Source organism: Pseudomonas graminis (assembly GCF_001705435.1).
GTDB classification, from domain to species: domain Bacteria; phylum Pseudomonadota; class Gammaproteobacteria; order Pseudomonadales; family Pseudomonadaceae; genus Aquipseudomonas; species Aquipseudomonas graminis_B.
Map to the genome: position 1 here is coordinate 45,242 of NZ_MDEN01000060.1, position 19,621 is coordinate 64,862.

The 19,621-nt window shown below is 59.9% G+C and carries 8 protein-coding genes; 5 read left to right on the plus strand and 3 right to left on the minus strand.

Features of this window, described 5'->3' with window-relative positions:
- Window positions 1–4: 4 nt before the first annotated feature.
- Window positions 5–1,354 (minus strand): TolC family outer membrane protein, encoded by a 1,350-nt coding sequence (locus BBI10_RS09655; RefSeq protein ID WP_065988469.1) that lies wholly within the window; start codon window positions 1,352–1,354, stop codon window positions 5–7.
- Between the two features lie 402 nt (window positions 1,355–1,756).
- Here BBI10_RS09655 and BBI10_RS09660 point away from each other — a divergent pair, with 402 nt between their 5' ends.
- The 4 genes from BBI10_RS09660 to BBI10_RS09675 all read left to right on the plus strand — a co-directional run bounded on the left by BBI10_RS09660 (window position 1,757) and on the right by BBI10_RS09675 (window position 16,141).
- Window positions 1,757–14,020 carry a retention module-containing protein gene (locus tag BBI10_RS09660; protein ID WP_065988310.1) on the plus strand — a complete coding sequence of 4,088 codons (12,264 nt, stop codon included), beginning with the start codon at window positions 1,757–1,759 and terminating at the stop codon, window positions 14,018–14,020.
- An 83-nt stretch (window positions 14,021–14,103) separates the two neighbouring features.
- On the plus strand, window positions 14,104–14,442 hold the full coding sequence (locus BBI10_RS09665; protein ID WP_065988311.1) for a tryptophan synthase subunit beta: 339 nt from the start codon (window positions 14,104–14,106) through the stop codon (window positions 14,440–14,442).
- A gap of 309 nt (window positions 14,443–14,751) precedes the next feature.
- Complete coding sequence (locus BBI10_RS09670; RefSeq protein WP_065988470.1) at window positions 14,752–15,750, plus strand: glycosyltransferase family 2 protein; 999 nt, start codon at window positions 14,752–14,754, stop codon at window positions 15,748–15,750.
- The gene (locus BBI10_RS09675) at window positions 15,740–16,141 is read left to right on the plus strand and encodes a GtrA family protein (RefSeq protein WP_065988312.1); all 402 of its coding nucleotides are present in this window, start codon (window positions 15,740–15,742) and stop codon (window positions 16,139–16,141) included. The genes BBI10_RS09670 and BBI10_RS09675 overlap by 11 nt, the downstream gene beginning before the upstream one ends.
- Before the next feature lie 36 nt (window positions 16,142–16,177).
- On the opposite strand, the gene lapD is transcribed toward BBI10_RS09675, so the two are convergent.
- Together lapD and lapG are read right to left on the minus strand one after the other, a co-directional pair.
- Window positions 16,178–18,124, minus strand: a complete 1,947-nt coding sequence (gene lapD / locus BBI10_RS09680) for a cyclic di-GMP receptor LapD (RefSeq protein ID WP_065988313.1) — start codon at window positions 18,122–18,124, stop codon at window positions 16,178–16,180.
- Window positions 18,125–18,132: 8 nt separating this feature from the next.
- Window positions 18,133–18,828, minus strand: coding sequence for a cysteine protease LapG (lapG, locus tag BBI10_RS09685; RefSeq protein WP_065988314.1), 696 nt, complete (start codon window positions 18,826–18,828; stop codon window positions 18,133–18,135).
- Between the two features lie 223 nt (window positions 18,829–19,051).
- Here lapG and rfbC point away from each other — a divergent pair, with 223 nt between their 5' ends.
- Window positions 19,052–19,597 carry a dTDP-4-dehydrorhamnose 3,5-epimerase gene (gene rfbC, locus BBI10_RS09690; RefSeq protein ID WP_065988315.1) on the plus strand — a complete coding sequence of 182 codons (546 nt, stop codon included), beginning with the start codon at window positions 19,052–19,054 and terminating at the stop codon, window positions 19,595–19,597.
- Window positions 19,598–19,621: the final 24 nt, after the last annotated feature.

Below are 19,621 nucleotides of genomic sequence, written 5' to 3' on the forward strand. Positions count from 1 at the left end.
AGAATCAGTTCATGCCCGGTAGCTGAACGGTCGGTTTCACATCGTTCTGCACAACCGATGCCATCGGCGCGACGACGCCCTGGCTTTTCAGCAGCGTGCCCATGTCCGCCTTGATGCGGTATTGGGTGTACATCTGCAGGTTTTTCAGCTGCATCAGACGCTGTTGCGCGGTGAACAACTCGTTCTCGCTGTCGAGAAGGTCGAGCAGGGTACGCTCTCCCAGACTGAATTGCTGCTGGTACGAGGTACGCACGCTGTTGGCACGCTCGACGTACTGCTGAGCGATCGGCAGCTGGGCGTTGGCGTTGTTGTAGGCGTTCCAGGCCAGGCCCAGTTCTTCGTTCAACTGACGCAGCGCGTTGTTGCGGATATCCAGAGCCTGGCTCGACAGGTACGACTTCGATTGCAGGTCGGCCTTGTTGCTGCCACCGGCGTACAGATTGAAGCGCATGCGCACCATGGCTTCCCAGCCATTGTTGTGGCCTTCGTCGCCGCCAATGTTGTTATCGGCATTGCGGCCCAGTTCTGCATCGAAACGCGGGTAGTAATTGGACTGCGCCGAGGTGTACTGCTTTTCAGCGGCCACGATGTCGGATTCGGCCGAGCGCAGCACCGGGCTGTTCTCCAGCATCTGGCGACGGGCTTCGTTCAGATCGGCAGGCATCATCGCGAACGGCGACGGCGCTTCAAGTTGGTCAGCTTCCAGACCAACGGCACTCAAGTAATTGGTTTGGGCGTCGGCCAGATTGGTTTGTTCGGTGATCAGGTTGTTGCGGGCTTGTGCCAGACGGGCATCGGCCTGGTCCATATCGGCCATACGACCCACGCCGCGGGAAGTGCGCAGTTTGATTTGGTCGTAAATACGTTCGTGACTCTTCAGGTTCTCTTCGGCCAGCCGAACCATTTCACGTTGAGTCAAAACATCCAGATAGACGTGCGCAACTGTCAACGCCGTACGTTCGGTTGTATTTAACAGCGAGTATGCCCGGGAATTGGCGGTGGCTTGTTGACGCGCAACTTCGTTACTTGTTGCGTAGCCGTCAAACAGCATTTGCTGAAGACGGATTTGCGCTTCGCCGCGGTCCAGCGTCTGGTAGTCGTGACGACCGGTCGAGGCACGGGTGCTTGGCGTATCGGAACCGGCCCGGCCGTAGCCCGCCGTGACATCGACACGCGGAAGGTAGCCGCCTCGTGCAGCGCGCAGCGCATAGTCCTGGGCGATACGGGCATTAATGCCGGCCTGCACCTCGGGATGCTCGTCCATGGCTTTCTGCATGGCGGACTGTAGCGTCTGGGCCTGAACGAAACCGGCACAAAGGATGAGGGGTACAGCAGTGAAGAGGTGCTTACGCATTTTGGTGGTTTCCCGAGAACGTACTTGTTCAAAATGCAGCAATACACACTGCCGCATCGTAAAAATGGCCATTGAAGTGATCGTTTCGAGAGTGTTCTGAAGGGCGCTTGCGATCACACTGCAGAAATACGCGATCTCATCAAATATCAATGTGACATTACGGAAGCGATTGTTTAGGATGTCGCCGAATAGGTCAATACTTTGGCAGAAAGTTAATTCCTGTGCCGACCTGCTGTTAATAAATTGGCGCCAGATTACGTGCAACTTAATTAGTTCCCTAAGTTGTTATCTGGCGCCGGAACAAATGCGAATCTTTACGTATTCCAGTAATGAAGCGGCGTTAGTTAAGGCCGGTCGGCATGATGGATACCAACTGAACGGTAATTTCGGAGAGTCACCCCCATGAGCAGTGTTGTTGCCATCGTCAAAAGCATTGTTGGCCAAGTCGTCGCAGTTTCCCCGGAAGGGATTCGTCGTGTGCTCATTGAGGGTGACCGGTTGTTCACCGGCGAGCAGGTTCTGACAGGCCCGGGAGGCGCAGTCACGCTGCAGCTTGCCGATGGCCGTCAGCTGGACATCGGCCGTGACAGCCAGTGGAGCGCAGACGCACCGGCTTCTACGACCAACCTTGCCGAAGCCACCGCGCAAGCCGCACCGTCCGTTGCGGAATTGCAGCAGGCGATCGCGGCCGGCGCGGACCCGACCAAAGACCTCGAAGCCACTGCGGCAGGTCCGCAAGCGGCGCCAGGTGATGGCGGCAACGCAGGCGGCGGCCACAGCGTGGTGATGCTCACCGAGACCGCAGGCGAAGTGAATCCGACCATCGGCTTCCCGACCAACGGCCTGGCGGCAACGGCTGTGCCCCCTCCTACCCTGAGCAACGGTCTGGCGATCGACAACGGCAATGGCAACGGCACCCCCGCCGCGCCGCAGCCTGCCGGCACCCTGACACTGACCGCTACCCAGACGCTGACCGAAGCCGGCGGCGCGCTGGTGTACACAGCAAACGTCACTCAGGCGCCGAGTTCGGACCTGACAGTCACCCTGTCCAACGGGTCGACCATTGTCATTCGTGGCGGCGACACGTCGGGCTCGACCACTGTTCAAGTGGCTGACACCAATACGCCGTACATCGACCCTTCAGTTATCAGCACGACTATCACTGGCACAACGGGCGGTGGCGGCCTGATCGTGACGACCGATCCGACGCCGGCGGTGACCACCATCACCGACACCATCGACACCACTTTTGCCAGCATCACCGGCACTCAGTCGGTGATTGAAGGCCAGGCGGCCACGTACACCATTACGCTGAGCAACCCCGCGCAGACCGAAGTCACGATCAACCTGACCTACAGCGGCACCGCTACCGACGGCAGCGACTACACGCAAGTGGTCAGCGTGAAGATCCCTGCCAACAGCAGCAGCGTCACCTTCGACCTGAACACCCTGAATGACACGATCCCGGAAGGCGTTGAAAACGTCACCGTGGCGATCGGCGCCATCAGCGGCGGCAACTTCGAGAACGTCGCTGTCAGCCCGACCAACGGCAGCGTCACTACCACCATCATCGACAACGACGCTCTGCCGGTTGTCGATCCCAATGGTGGCGCCAACGGCACCAACAGCGAAACCACCTTCACCGAAGGCCAGGCTGGCGTTTCGATCGCCGACCAGTTGACCGTCACGGACGCCGACAGCCCGACGCTGCAAGGCGCGAAAGTCACCCTGATCAACCCTCAGGACGCCGACAGCCTGGTGGTGGGCAGCCCGAACGCGAACATCGCGGTCAGCACCGCCACCGTCAACGGCCAGATCGTACTGACCCTGACCGGCGCCGCCACCGCAGCCGAATACGAAGCCGTGATCAAGTCGATCACCTTCCAGAACAGCAGCGAAGACCCGAGCGTTGCCGATCGCACCATCACTGTGACCGTCAACGACGGCCAGAACGACTCCGCACCGGCCACCAGCATCGTGCACGTTGTCGCCGTCAATGACGCCCCGACCGTGTCCTTCACCAGCAGCGATTACGTCGAAAACGGCGCGCCTCAGGCACTGGTCAACAACCTGCAGATCGGCGACGTCGACGGCGGTCAGTTGAGCGGCGCGAAGATCACCGTGACCGGCGTTCAGGCCGAAGACCTGATCGCATCGCCGTCCTTCCAGGGCGGCAACAGCGGCACCACGGCTTCGGGCATCAGCTACACGCTGGGCAACGACGCCAACGGTAACGTCGTCATTCAGTTGAACGGCAACGCCTCGATCGCCGACTACACCACGCTGATCAACTCGATCACCTACGCCAACAGCAGTGACGCGCCGATCACCACCCCACGGGGCGTGACCATCGAAGTGACTGACGTGGACACCCACGGCACCAACAACCTGACGGGCAGCGCCACCGGCGAAGTCGCCATCACGCCGGTCAACGACGCACCGACCGTCATCGGCGCATCGGGCCAAGGCGACGAAGACACCGCCATTGCGGTCAGGCTGACCGGCACTGACGTCGACGGCACCATCGACCACTTCAACCTGGTCAGCCTGGCGGCCAACGGCACGTTCTACGCCGATGCTGCCGGTACCCAGGCGCTGACCAGCCTCAGCAATATCGCCGCCACCGCCAACGGCGCGACGATCTACTTCAAGCCGAACGCCAACTGGGCGGGCGACACCAGCTTCACCTACACCGCAGTCGACAACCAGGGCCTGCAAACTGGCGCGCCAGCCAACGGCGTCATTAACGTCACGCCAGTGGCCGATGCGCCGATCGTCACCGTTGCTGACGCCCAAGGTAATGAAGACTCGGCGATCAAGCTGACCCTGAGCACCGCGCTGGTCGACACCGACGGCTCCGAATCCCTGGGCCCGCTGGTTGTGTCCGGCATTCCGGTCGGCGCCGTGCTGACGGATGGCACCCACAGTTACACCTCGATTCCGACAGGCGACGGTGCTGTTTATATCGACGGTTGGGACCTGAACAACCTGACGATCACCCCGCCGAAAGATTTCAACGGCTCGATCACCCTGCAAGTGAGCTCGACGTCGACCGAAGGCGCCAACCAGGATTCGGCCACCACGACACAGGCGCTGATCGTCAATGTGACGCCTGTGAACGACGGCCCGGCGGTCAACTTCGACAGCACGACGTACACCGAAAACGGTGCGCCGATCGCGCTGGTGAACAATTTCAGCATCACCGACATCGACAGCACGCAACTGAGCAGCGCGAAAATCACGCTGACCGGTGTTCAGGCTGAAGACCTGGTGGTGTCTCAGTACTACAAAGGCGGCACCACCGGCCTTACCGACCTGGGCATCACCTACACCCTGAGCAACGACGCCAGCGGCAACATCGTGATCGACCTGACGGGCAACGCCTCGGTCGCCAACTATGAAACCCTGATCAAGTCGCTCACGTACGCTGACAACAGCGAAAAACCGAGCACCGTACCGCGTGGCGTGAGCATCTCGGTTACCGACCTCGACGCAAACGGCACCACCAACCTGACCGCCGTGCACGACGGCCAGATCAACGTGATTGCCGTCAACGACGCTCCGACCGTGAACGCGGCTCTGGGCCAGGGCGACGAAGACACTGCCATCGCGGTCAACCTGACCGGCGCTGATGTCGACGGCACCATCGATCACTTCAATCTGGTCACCATGGCCGAGCACGGCACGTTCTACGCCGACGCCGCCGGTACCCAGGCGCTGACCAACCTCAGCAACATCGCCGCCAGCAACAACAGCGCGACGATCTACTTCAAGCCGGATGCCAACTGGGCCGGTGACACCAGCTTCACCTACACCGCGGTCGACAATCAGGGCCTGCAAACTGGCGCGCCAGCCAACGGCGCCATCAACGTCACGCCGGTGGCAGACGCTCCGATCGTCACCGTTGCCGACGCCCAAGGTAATGAAGACTCCGCGATCAAGCTGAACGTCAGCACCGCGCTGGTCGACACTGACGGCTCGGAATCTCTCGGCCCGTTCGTGGTGTCCGGTATTCCAGTGGGCGCCGTGCTGACGGATGGCACCCACAGCTACACCTCGATTCCGACCGGCGACGGCGCTGTCTACATTAATGGCTGGGACCTGACCAACCTGACGATCACGCCGCCGAAAGATTTCAACGGCTCGATCAACCTGCAGGTGAGCTCGACGTCGACCGAAAGCGCCAACAAGGACTCGGCCACCACGGTTCAGTCGCTGACCGTGAACGTCGGGCCGATCAACGATGCCCCAACCGTCACCTTCACCAATCCTGACTACGTCGAAAACGGCGCGCCTCAGGCATTGGTCAGCAACCTGCAGATCGGCGACGTCGACAGCAGCCAGCTGAGCAGCGCAAAAATCACCCTGACCGGCATTCAGGCCGAAGACCTGATCGTTTCCCAGTACTACACTGGTGCAAACAGTGGCACCACCACTCTGGGCATCAGCTACAACCTCAGCAACGATGCCGATGGCAACATCATCATCGACCTGACCGGCAAGGCGTCGATCGCTGACTACACCACGCTGATCAACTCGATCACCTACGCCAACAGCAGTGACGCCCCGATCACCACCCCACGCGGCGTGACCATCGAAGTGACCGACGCTGATGCCAATGGCACCAACAACCTGTCGGGCAGCGCCACTGGCCAGATCGGCATCACGCCGGTCAACGACGCGCCGGTCGTGAACAACACCGCAGGCAAGGGCGACGAAGACACGCCGATTGCCGTCAAGCTGTCGGGCGGTGACGTTGATGGCACCATCGACCACTTCAACCTGGTGTCGATGGCCAGCAACGGCAAGTTCTATGCTGACGCTGCAGGGACTCAGGAGCTGACCAACCTCAGCAACATCGCCGCCACCAACAACAGCGCGACGATTTACTTCAAGCCAACCGAAAACTGGGCGGGCGTCACCAGCGACTTCACCTACACCGCTGTCGACAATCAGGGCCTGGCCAGCACACCGGCAACCGGAAACATCAGCGTCACACCGGTGGCCGATGCTCCAATCGTCACCGTTGCCAACGCACAAGGTAATGAAGACTCGGCGATCAAGCTGGACGTGAGCACCGCGCTGGTCGACACCGACGGCTCGGAATCCCTGGGCCCGTTCGTAGTGTCCGGTATTCCAGTGGGCGCCGTGCTGACTGACGGCACCCACAGCTACACCTCGATTCCGACAGGCGACGGCGCTGTCTATATCAATGGCTGGGACCTGACCAACCTGACGATCACGCCGCCGAAAGACTTCAACGGCTCGATCAACCTGCAAGTGAGCTCGACCTCCACCGAGCTGACCGGCCAATCGGCAACCACGACTCAGTCCCTGACCGTGAACGTCGCGTCGGTGAACGATGCGCCAGTGGTCAACTTCGACAGCACCACTTACACCGAAAACGGTGCGCCGATCGCGATCGTCAACAACTTCAGCATCGCTGACGTCGACAGCACTGAGCTGACCAGCGCGAAGATCACGCTGACCGGTATTCAGGCTGAAGACCTGATCGTTTCCCAGTACTACAAAGGCGGCAGCGACGGCACCGCGGGTACCACCGATCTGGGTATCAGCTACAAGCTGAGCAACGACGCCGACGGCAACATCGTTATCGATCTGACTGGCAAGGCTTCGGTGGCCAATTACGAAACCCTGATCAAGTCGATCACTTACGCCGACAACAGTGAAAACCCAAGCACTGCACCACGCAGCGTGACCATCGCTGTGACCGACGCAGATGCCAACGGCACCAACAACCTGACCGTCGTTCACGACAGCCAGATCAACGTGATTGCCGTCAACGACGCCCCGACCGTCAACGCGGCACTGGGCCAAGGCGACGAAGACACTGCCATCGCGGTCAACCTGACGGGCGCTGACGTTGACGGCACCATCGACCACTTCAACCTGGTGTCGATGGCCAGCAACGGGAAGTTCTACGCTGACGCTGCAGGGACTCAGGAGCTGACCAACCTCAGCAACATCGCCGCCACCAACAACAGCGCGACGATTTACTTCAAGCCAACCGAAAACTGGGCGGGCGTCACCAGCGACTTCACCTACACCGCTGTCGACAATCAGGGCCTGGCCAGCACCCCGGCAACCGGAAACATCAGCGTCACACCGGTAGCCGACGCCCCGACCGTCACTGTCAGCAACGCCCAAGGTAATGAAGATTCGGCGATCAAGCTGAACGTCAGCACCGCGCTGGTCGACACAGACGGCTCGGAATCCCTGGGCCCGTTCGTGGTGTCCGGCATTCCAGTGGGCGCCGTGCTGACTGACGGCACCCATAGCTACACCTCAATTCCGACCGGCGACGGCGCTGTCTACATCAATGGCTGGGATCTGACCAACTTGACGATCACGCCGCCGAAAGACTTCAACGGCTCGATCAACTTGCAAGTGAGCTCGACCTCCACCGAGCTGACCGGCCAATCGGCAACCACGACTCAGTCCCTGACCGTGAACGTCGCGTCGGTGAACGATGCGCCAGTGGTCAACTTCGACAGCACCACTTACACCGAAAACGGTGCGCCGATCGCGATCGTCAACAACTTCAGCATCACCGACGTCGACAGCACTGAATTGACCAGCGCGAAGATCACGCTGACCGGTATTCAGGCTGAAGACCTGATCGTTTCCCAGTACTACAAAGGCGGCAGCGACGGCACCGCGGGTACCACCGATCTGGGTATCAGCTACAAGCTGAGCAACGACGCCGACGGCAACATCGTGATCGATCTGACTGGCAAGGCTTCGGTAGCCAATTACGAAACCTTGATCAAGTCGATCACTTACGCCGACAACAGCGAGAACCCGAGCACTGCACCACGCGGCGTGACCATCGCTGTGACCGACGCAGATGCCAGTGGCACCAACAACCTGACCGTCGTTCACGACAGCCAGATGAACATGATCGCCGTCAACGACGCTCCAGTGGTCAACGCTGCATCGGGCCAGGGCAACGAAGACACCACCATCGCGGTCAAGCTGTCTGGCTCTGACGTCGACGGCACCATTGACCACTTCAACCTGGTCAACACGCCAGCCAACGGCACCTTCTACTCCGATGCCGCCGGCACTCAGCCGCTGACCAACTTGAACAACATCGCTGCGACCAACAATGGCGCGACGATCTACTTCAAGCCGGACGCGAACTGGGCGGGCGATACCACCTTCACCTACACCGCTGTTGATAACGAGAACCTGCCAGCCGGCACCACCGCAACTGGCACCATCAACGTCACGCCGGTGGCTGATGCCCCGACCGTCACCGTCAGCAACGCCCAGGGCGATGAAGACACCGCGATCCAGATCAATGTCAGCACTGCACTGGTCGACACCGACGGTTCGGAAAGCCTGAGCGGCCTGACCGTGGGCGGCATTCCGGTTGGCGCTGTGCTGACCGATGGCAAAAACAGCTACACCTCGATCCCGACCGGCGACGGCAAAGTCGTCATCGATGGCTGGGACCTGACCACGCTGACCCTGACGCCACCGGCTGACTTCAACGGTTCGATCACCTTGCAGGTGAGCTCGACGTCGAGTGAACTCACCGGGCAGAAAGCAACCGCCACCGGCTCGCTGACCGTCAACGTTGCCGCAGTGAACGACGCGCCAGTGGTCAACACCGCCACAGGCACTGGCAACGAAGACACCCTCGTTGCCGTGAAGCTGACCGGCTCTGACGTGGACGGCACTATTGACCACTTCACCTTGGTCAACACGCCTGCCAACGGCACGTTCTACTCCGACGCGGCCGGCACTCAGCCGCTGACCGGGACCACCAACATCCCCGCCACCGACAACGGAGCGACGGTCTACTTCAAGCCGGACGCGAACTGGAATGGCAGCACGCCGTTCACCTACACCGCCGTTGACAACCAGGGCTTGGCGTCCACGACTCCGGCAACCGGCACCATCACGGTCACGGCCGTCAACGACGCGCCTGTGGTCAACTTCGGCAGCATCACTTACACCGAAAACGGTGCGCCGATTGCGATCGTCAAAGACTTCAGCATCGCTGACGTCGACAGCACTGAGCTGACCAGCGCGAAAATCACGCTGACCGGTATTCAGGCTGAAGACCTGATCGTTTCCCAGTACTACAAAGGCGGCAGCGACGGCACCACCGGTACCACCGATCTGGGTATCAGCTACAAGCTGAGCAACGACGCCAACGGCAACATCGTCATCGATCTGACCGGCAAGGCTTCGGTGGCCAATTACGAAACCCTGATCAAGTCGATCACCTACGCCGACAACGGCGACAATCCGAGCACCGCGCCACGGGGCGTGACCATCGCTGTGACCGACGCAGATGCCAATGGCACCAACAACCTGACCGTCGTTCACGACAGCCAGATCAACGTGATTGCCGTCAACGATGCCCCAGTCATCGGCCACACCGGCAGCGGCAAACAGTTCGGCAACACCTGGAACGAAACCGCCGTGGGTGGCGATGTCACCGCGCCGGGCAAAGGCCCGGGTCAAATCGCTCGCGATTTCACCCTGAACGACGCTGACAGCACCTCGCTGAAAAGCGCGACCGTCACGCTGACCAACTTCAAGGACGGCGACGTCCTGAATGTCGGCAAACCGGGCGCCCTGACCTACACCGTCAGTGATGTTAAAGACGCTTCCGGCGCGGTGACCGGCAAGACCATCACCTTTGGTGCAGGCACTGCGGCCCAGTACCAGACGGCGATTCAGTCGATCACTTTCGACAGCACGTCCCATGATCCGTCGAAAGAAAACCGCCTCATCAAGATCACTGTTGATGACGGCAGCACGGTCAACAACATCGCGTCCACCACCTCGACGATCCACATCACCACGGTCAACGATGTACCGACCGTGAGCACTGCATCGGTCGGCTTCACCGAAAACGATGCAGCGGTCTCGATCGTCAAGAACCTGAATCTGGCCGACGTCGACAACACTACCCTGAGCAAGGCTGTGGTTTCGGTCGATGTGAAGGCAGGCGACGTGCTGACGTTCACCGGCACTGCGCCGAAAGGCGTCAGCGTGGTAGAAACCCACAACGCCGACGGTCTGGTGAACGGCTTCCAGATCAAGGGCATCGCGTCCATTGACCAGTACAAGGCGCTGATCCAGTCGATCACCTTCAACAGCCCGGGCGACAACCCTCAGGCGGGTGACCGTGCCGTAACCGTCCAAGTGACCGACTCCGGCGCGAAAGGCGACGGTACGGGCACGCAGGATTCGCTGGTTGCCGGCAGCACAATCACCGTCACCGCGGTGAACGACGCTCCGGTCATCGGCCACACTGGCGATGGCAAGGAATTCGGCAACACCTGGAACGAAACCCTGGTCGGCGGCGATGTCACTGCGCCGGGCAAAGGCCCAGGCTTGATCGCTCGCGACTTCACCGTCAGCGATGCCGACAGCCCGACGCTGCAAAGCGCTACGGTCACACTGACCAACTACAAGGCGGGTGATCTGCTGGCGATCGGCAACACCGCTGGCCTGAGCGTCACCACCACCGATATCGTTACCAACAACGTTGTGACCGGCAAGGTCATCACGTTCGGTGCGGGCACGGCGGCTCAGTACCAGACGGCGATCTCGTCGATCACCTTCGACAGCACGTCCCACGACCCTGTCAAAGACGACCGCATCATCAACATCAGCGTCAACGACGGCAGCACCACCAACAACATCGTCAACACCACGTCGACGATTCACATCACGACGGTCAACGATGTGCCAGTGGCCGACGCCACAACCGGCAGTGGTAACGAAGACAGCCCGGCCATCGCCGTGACGCTGAGCGCGACCGACGTGGACAGCACAATCGACCACTTCAACCTGGTCGACATGGCGGCACACGGCACCTTCTACGCTGATGCAGCCGGAAAGGTCGCGCTGACCAGCCTGAGCAACATCGTCGCAGTCGGCAACGCTGCAACGGTGTACTTCAAGCCAGCCGCCGATTGGGCGGGCAGCACCTCGTTCACCTACAAGGCCGTCGACGATCAGGGTCTGGCGAGTTCGGTCAACGCCACCGGCACCATCAGCGTGGCACCTGTTGCCGACCAACCGCTGGTGACGCTGGGTTCCGGCGTGGTTCAGTCGACCGGTCTGGTGAAAGACGTTTATGTCGGCACGCTGAAGAACATGGGCACCGACGGCAACGGCGCCAACGAAGCGACCATCAAGGCCGGCTTCAACACCACCGTGGATCCGACCACGCATAGCGTCGCAAGCGGTGCACAGGACTCGTCCGTCGCGGTCGGCACCGGCACCAAGTTGTCCGGTCTGGTCTACATGGAAGCTGGCCACACCTACACCTTCTCCGGCACCGCGGACGACAGTCTGTTGATCACCGTAGCCGGCCAGACCGCAGCCAACGCCACATGGGGCGCGGGCGGCAAGATTCAGAGTGCGGGCTTCACGCCGACGGAGTCCGGCTACTACACCCTGGACGTCTACCACTACAACCAGGCAGGTCCGGGCAGCTACAACATCAGCCTGACCGACAAGAACATCAGCACCGGCGCCTCCCAGACCGTGGCCCTGAACGGCAGCAACGTGCTGCTGTTCGCAACGGTCGATGACCTTAAGGCTTCGGGCCTGAACGTCTCGCCGTTGCACGAAGGCACGGTTGGCAGCGGTGAGGGTTATTACACCGGTTACGAGCTGAACCACGGCACCGAAGGCACCGCGATCAAGCTGAGCCCGGTCAAAGCGGTGTTCGGTGACAGCCTCGACGGTTCGGAGACTCACGTCACCACCCTGAGCGGCGGCGCACCGGCCGGCTCGATCCTGACCGACGCCGCGGGCCACACGGCCACCGTGACGACTCACGTCGAAGACGGCAAAACCGTGATGGACACGATCGACGTCAGCCAATTCGACCTGTCGACGCTGAGCATCACCACGCCTGACTACTTCAGCGGCAAGTTCACGCTGAACGTCACGGCGACGGCGACCGAAGCAAACGTTCCAGGCGTCCCAAGCGCGGTGGCCAGCGCCAGCGACAGCAAGGCGATCACCGTCACCGTCGAGTCTCAGACTTACAACTCGAGTGAAGGCCTGGCCGGCACCGATCCGACGCCGATCACTGGCACCACCGGCGGCGACATCATCGTTGGCGACGTCAGCGGCACGACCATCGTGCAGGGCAAGAGCTACAACATCGCCTTCATCGTCGACAGCTCGGGCAGCATGGGCAAATCCCTCGACACGGCGAAAACCCAGCTGCAGTCGGTCTTCGAGAAACTGGCGAACGGTGCTCAGACGGCCAACGCCGGCAAGATCAACGTGCTGCTGGTGGATTTCGATACCAACGTGCGCTCGACCGTTTCTGTGGACATGTCTGACAAGGCTGCCGCCTTGAAAACCCTGGCCGCTGCTCTGGCGACCATGACATCGGGCGGTACCACCAACTACGAAGATGCCTTCAAGACCACGGCGAACTGGTTCGCCGGTTTGAACAGCACCAACCCGACGGGCGAGAACCGCACCTACTTCATCACCGACGGCGAGCCTAACGTTTACCAGAACACCAGCACGGTGCTCGGTACGGTGAACGGCACGGCCATCACATTGGCGACGGGCCTGGAAAGCTGGCATCTGGGCAGCACGTATTCGGTGAACGGCAAAGTCGCCATCGACACCGTGGGCCACGTTTACAGCTACGCCAGCAGCACGACCGGCAAGCTGATGGGCACCCTCGCCAGTCATGCCGACGGCAAGGGCGGTACGGAATACAGCCTGAATTCGCCTGAAACCAACGGCAGCAGCGTCGTGCTGGCTGAAGCGGACACCGGTTACGCGCTGTTGCTGAAGCAGTCGCCGACCATCGAAGCGATCGGCCTGAACTCGGCGGTCAAGACGAGCACGCTCAATCACTACGACAGCGACGGTCACGCGCAGACCAACGTCAACGCTGACGATCTGGCCAAAGCGGTACTGGGCGACCAGAAAGATATCGCGCCGGGCAGTGACACCCTCAACGGTGGCGACGGCAATGACATCCTGTTCGGTGACCTGATCACCTTCAACACCCAGGGCGGCATTACGGCGCTGAAGGCGTTTGCGGCGGACACGCTGCACGTCAACGTGTCGACCATCGATGACAAGACGCTGCATTCGTTCGTGACCAACAACCTTGACGCAGTGGCTCACCTGGCCAATTCGTCGTCGACGTCGCAGGACGGCAACGACACCCTGCTGGGCGGCAATGGCAATGACATTCTGTTCGGCCAGGGTGGCAACGACATCCTCAATGGTGGCAACGGCAACGACGTCCTGATGGGTGGTAAAGGCAACGACATCCTTACCGGTGGCGCAGGTGCCGATACGTTCGCCTGGAAAGCAGGCGACACCAACAGCGGTGGCTTTGACGTGATCAAGGACTTCAACAAGGGCGAAGGCGACCGGATCGACCTGCGTGACCTGCTGCAGGGTGAAGACACCGACACCCTCAGCAAGTACCTGCAAGTCACCAACGATGGCCGTGACACCATTCTGCAAGTCAGCACCACCGGACAGTTCGCGTCGAACGTGACCGCAGCCGCCGCTGCCAACACGGCCGACGTGCACATCAAGGTGGAGGGCGTGACCTGGAGCAATGCCATGGTTAACTCGCTGGTGAGCGGTGCGGATCCGACCATCAAAGTCGATCACCACTGATAGCTGAGTCGCGAGAGCTGTTGTACTGTGCTGGCATCCGTCGCTGACGGTTGCCAGCCCGGTCAGTCCCTGAGGAATGAGCCATGTTTTACGTTCAGCGCGATGCCGATGGCACGCTAATTCGCGTGGAAGCGACGGCCTTTGCCGAAGCGAGCGAGCAACTGCCCCCCGATGACCATCAGGTGCAAGCCTGGTTTGCCAACGAAGTGGTCGAGAAGAGCCTGATCCAGCTCAAGTCCAGCGACATGGACATGATCCGGGTACTGGACGACCTGATTCAGGTCCTGACCAGCAAAGGCATCCTCAACATCACCGACCTCCCCGCCGCCGCACAGGCGAAATTGATGGATCGAACCCAGGCCCGGGAAACACTGGGCGGCCTGAGTGACTTGATCAATGATGATGAACAACGGCTGATCTGAAGCTGTTACTTTCAGCACTTACCTTTCTGCAAACGACGTGCATACCCGATCTCGGGTATGCCCGTGTTCGCGTGCGCTGCCAGCCGATCGCGGCTAAGGCATGGTAGGCTATGCGCCGAAATTTTAGGCAGGGTCCAATCGGTTTTCGGGCCCGAGAAAGTATTGAGCGGCATCTACAACTGACAGGACGAAACGAGCATGGCAGGTGGCAAGGACACAACCACGAATGAGAGCGAAAACGCCGAGTTTTCAATTCCGCAGTCCGGCGGCGCTGCAACTCAGCATTCCGATGTCCGGGGCCCACAACGGATGTCAATAGCGTCCGAGGGCTTACAATCCTCCACCGCCAGCAAACCCCAACGGAAACTGGTCTCGATCATAATTCCTTTCTACAACGAGGAAGATAACGTTGCGGCGACGCTGGAAGAGATTGGCCGGTGCGTCAATCACGATCTTTATGACTGGGAGGTGATCGCAGTCAACGACGGCAGCAGCGACGCAACGCTTGCTGTGCTTGAGGCAAGCCGACCTCATAACGTCTCGCTGGTGATCGTCGATCTTTCCCGAAACTTCGGTAAAGAGGCTGCCCTTTCGGCAGGTCTTGAGCAAGCCCGAGGCGCCGCGGTCATTCCACTGGATGCGGACTTGCAAGATCCACCGGAGCTACTGGCCGAGATGCTGGCGCTCTGGGAAAACGGCCATGACGTCGTTCTCGCCAAGCGCATCGACCGATCCAGTGACGGCGCGCTCAAGCGCATGACCGCCAGGGCTTTCTACAAAGTAATCAATCGTCTGTCCGACGTTGAAATCCCTAACGATGTTGGCGATTTCCGTCTCATGGACCGACGTGTTGTGGACGTCCTGTGCTCTCTTCCTGAAACCCGCAGGTTCATGAAAGGCCTGTTCGCCTGGGCAGGCTTTCGCACCACTACTGTCAATTACACCCGTCCAGAACGCGCACTCGGCACCACTAAGTTTTCAGGTTGGAAGCTCTGGAATCTGGCGCTCGAAGGCATTACTTCCTTCTCCATTGCTCCATTGAAGATCTGGACCTACATCGGATTCGGGGTCGCATTACTGTCTTTCATGTACGGCGGTTTCATCGTCATAACCACTCTGATGTTTGGCGCCGACGTACCGGGCTACGCATCGTTGGCCTCAATGATGCTGTTCATGTCAGGGTTACAGATGATGGGCCTGGGAGTTCTGGGCGAGTATGTCGGCAGGACTTATCTGGAGTCCAAGAACCGTCCGCCGTATGTCATTCGCTCGGTCCGAAACCGCAAGGCGCAAAAACATGACGGCTAATGGCGACCTGCATAAATTCATCAAATTTGCGATGGTGGGCCTGCTCAACACGGGTATTCATATCGCAGCGGTTTACCTGCTGGTAGAACAGGCAGCGGTCGAACCGCCACTTGCCAATGCGATCGCGTTTTTATGCGCTAACGCATTTTCGTACCTGATGAATTCTATGTGGACCTTTAAAGCGCGCAAGGAACTGAAGGTTTACTTAAAGTTCCTGACGGTGAGCACGGTAGGATTGGCCATTTCGTGGACGTGCGTGTATTGCACGCGATTCTTCGATATCAACTACATGTACGGTGTCGTCGCGTCCGTATTCGTTGTTGCCATCGCCAGCTATTGGCTAAACAGCCGTTTCGTTTTTGTCGAATCCCGAGCCAACCCACTGAACTAAGAGCTTTATATCCCGGCTACAGCAGGCCGGGATCATTCACTCCCATGGCGTCGGATCACCCACAAGTTGCCCTTGCACGCCCTCGATACCCATTTCGGCAATCACCTGACGTTCGCCCTCGGTTTCTACTCTCTCGGCAATTAGAGGCAAATCGATACTATGCGCGGCACGTTGCACCGCTTCTATGAACAGACGCTTGTGGCTTTCCTCGTCAATGGAGCGAATGTAGCTGCCGTCGATCTTCAGATAAGCCAGGCCCAGATGCGCCAGATTCCCGATCATGCTGAAGCGCCCGCCGAATCGTTGTAGTGCCAGCGAAAAGCCATGTGCCTGAAGCCGTCGGGTAAGCTGCTCCAGCACTGATTGTTCAGGTAACTGCTCTTCGCCGATTTCAAAGGTCAGGCGGGGGCCGAGCTTTGCATGCTGTCGCAACAAGTCGAATATTTCTTCAAGCGCTTGCGCATCGGCCAGCGTAGCGGCGGAAAGGTTCAAGGCCAGGGACCGGTCATGCTGGCGTAGATCCGACAGTACGTTGCGCAACATCCACAAGTCCAGACGACTGGACCAGCCAAATCGCTCGATCCACGGTAAGAAGCGTCCAGCCGGAATTGCCTGGCCCTGCTCATCGACCAATCGGGAAAGTACTTTGTAATGCATCACCCGAGTGATATCGCTCGTCCTGACGACTGGCTGGAAGAAAAGCTTAAAGCCACCCTCAATGAGCGCCTGATCAAGCACGCGATGCCACGTGTGCTGGTCATCACCGGCACTTACGACTGCACCGTTCTCGGCATAACTCCAGGTTTGCTCACCTTGGGTTTCAGCCAGTGACAAAGCCTGATCCGCAAGGCCTAGCAAGGTGAGCGTCGCCTCCCCCGGCATGTAAGCTGCCAAGCCCATATGTGCCACAGGAGAAATGTCAGAAACCCCGGTGGCGCCAAGGTCTTTGAGAGCGTTCTCTATATCCTCAACCAGCTCCAGCGTTTCCTCTCGCCCCATCCCCGGCGCAAGCACTGCAAATTCGCCCCCTCGAGAACGACTGATCAGGTGGCGGATCTTGGGGTACTTCTCACAGTGGCTGACAAGTAAGTGAGCCACCGCGACCAGTAACGAATCAGTTCGTTTTCCACCAAGGCGCAGGTTAAGCCCGGCCAGATCTTGAACCCGCAATAACAACAGATGCCCTGCGAGCTCCTCCTCCGGATTGCTGACGTGCATTTTAAGCTGCATATCGAAATAACGGCGATTGGACAGCCCGGTCAGGCTGTCCTGATACGACTCAATGCGCAGCTTCTCGCTGCGCTCGGTGCTTTCCTGAAACAGCGCCTTGAGCTTCTCGACCATCTGGTTCATCGCCTGCACCACCCGGCGCAGCTCCGGTGTGCGCGGCAGTTCGGGCAGAACGAGAAACTCGCGACGGCCAATCGCCTGGGATTGCGCCACCATGTAATCCAGCGGCTTCAGCTGCCGGCGCAACAGCATCGCGCCGAGAATCGCACTGACCACGCCGCACACCAGCAACCAACCCAGGCTGCCCAGCGCGCTCTGCCACAACTTCGCCAGGGCGAACATCGGGTGGCTGACCACTTCGACCCGCGCCGTCTGCTGCCAGCCACGGCTGACAATCGCCTCGCCGCCTGCCGGCTCAAGCCCGATGGCGTTGATGAACCACTGCGGCACGCCCTGATTGTCCGGCGTCGCGCTGCGCTCGACGAGCGCGTTGCCACTGGCCAGATCCACCACGCGGATGCTCGCGTAATAACCGCTGTCGAAGATCGATGCCACCATCAGCTCGACCATCGCCGGGTCGTCGATATTGGACGTCAGCGACAGTGCCAGCGAGGTCGCGGCGTCCTGGGCGTGGGAGCGCAACTGATTGACGTACTGCGCCCGCGAGCTTTCCAGGCTGACGACAAAACTCCCCGCAAAGGCAACCACCATGAACAGACAGATCGCGATCAACAGCTGTTTGAACAGAGACATCAGTACTCCTAATTCTCGGGCTCGGTGGGGAAGCCTTCTGCAGACATTTTTTTCAGCACGTCCTGCCACCGGGACAGACGCTTAGTGTCGCTCACTTTCTTGTTGCCCTGCGCGCCCGGCAGCCACAGCCCTTCAGCGTTGAAGGCATACACCGGCAACAGGTCGGTTCGTTGGCTGGCGGGTTTGATGTCGTCGATCAGGCTGTCGAGCACCAGCGGCATGGCATTGGGGCTCGAGTAATAGGTCAGCACCATGTGCGCGCGGTTCAGGCGCAGCGCCTTGACGTAGGTGATCAGCAGCTTCTCGCTGGGCACGCCCAGGCGGCGCAGGCTGAAATACTTGGCGATCGCGTAATCCTCACAATCCCCCGCGCCCTTGATCAGCGACTCGATCGGCGTCGCCCAGTAATCGACCTCGTGCCACAGGTCGATGTCTTCGGCGTAGCGCATCTGCTTGTTGAAGAACAGGTTCACGACCTTCAGCTTGTCCAGCTCGCTGACCTGCTTCTCGGTTGCCAGCAAATTCTGCCAGGCATCGATGCGCTGCTTCCCGGCGCCCAACGGTCCGTACAGCGCCTCGGCGCGGCGGCTGATCAGGGAGAAATCCCAATCCGCGCTCAGATAGCCGACACACGCCGTGCACGTCAGTGCAAGCGCCAGAAGCATCCATAATCCGGGGCGCTTTTGAGCCGGGCGTGTCGCCAATTTGTCTCGTCCATCAGGCAATGGATAACGGAAAGCGATGGTGAGGGGTTGGGGAGGGAAACGCAATGGCGCGGTGAGATCATGACGACCTCTGGACCGTTGTTTTTAAAGGGGACCCGCCACACTGCGCCTGGGCAACAGGCTGGTCGATGACGGCCATGCTCAGTGCGGTTAAAGTGTGCCGCTTGTTCTGTCCACCGTTCTTATGAGAGATAAAGAAAGCATGCACGCGACCCCACTCGCTATCCCCGATGTAATGGCTTTCGAGCCCAAGGTGTTTGGCGACGAACGTGGGTTTTTCTTCGAAAGCTTCAATCACAAAGTTTTCGAAGAGGTACTCGGACGCCAAGTCAGTTTCGTTCAGGACAACCATTCGCGCTCGGCCAAGGGCGTGCTTCGCGGGCTGCATTATCAAGTCAAGCAGCCTCAGGGCAAGCTGGTGCGCGTGATCAGTGGTGAGGTGTTCGACGTTGCGGTCGACTTGCGCAGGCGTTCTCCCACCTTTGGCCAGTGGGTGGGCCTTCACCTGAGCGCAGAGAACAAGAAGCAGCTATGGATTCCGGAAGGGTTCGCCCATGGGTTTGTGGTGCTGTCCGAAGTGGCGGAGTTCGTTTACAAAACCACCGACTACTGGGCGCCTGAGCATGAACGCAGCCTCGCCTGGAACGACCCGACAGTAGCGATTGACTGGCCGCTGGACCGTGCACCGAGTCTCTCGGGCAAAGATCAGCAAGCGGTCAGTCTGACTGCCGCCGACGTATTCGAATAAAGGTAGCTCGAACGCGCCGTCAGA

What these genes read in the sequence shown, in the direction of transcription:
- BBI10_RS09655 (WP_065988469.1), bottom strand. Translation starts at nt 1,354, where the DNA reads ATGCGTAAGCACCTCTTCACTGCTGTACCCCTCATCCTTTGTGCCGGT.
- BBI10_RS09660 (WP_065988310.1), top strand. Translation starts at nt 1,757, where the DNA reads ATGAGCAGTGTTGTTGCCATCGTCAAAAGCATTGTTGGCCAAGTCGTC.
- BBI10_RS09665 (WP_065988311.1), top strand. Translation starts at nt 14,104, where the DNA reads ATGTTTTACGTTCAGCGCGATGCCGATGGCACGCTAATTCGCGTGGAA.
- BBI10_RS09670 (WP_065988470.1), top strand. Translation starts at nt 14,752, where the DNA reads ATGTCAATAGCGTCCGAGGGCTTACAATCCTCCACCGCCAGCAAACCC.
- BBI10_RS09675 (WP_065988312.1), top strand. Translation starts at nt 15,740, where the DNA reads ATGACGGCTAATGGCGACCTGCATAAATTCATCAAATTTGCGATGGTG.
- lapD (WP_065988313.1), bottom strand. Translation starts at nt 18,124, where the DNA reads ATGTCTCTGTTCAAACAGCTGTTGATCGCGATCTGTCTGTTCATGGTG.
- rfbC (WP_065988315.1), top strand. Translation starts at nt 19,052, where the DNA reads ATGCACGCGACCCCACTCGCTATCCCCGATGTAATGGCTTTCGAGCCC.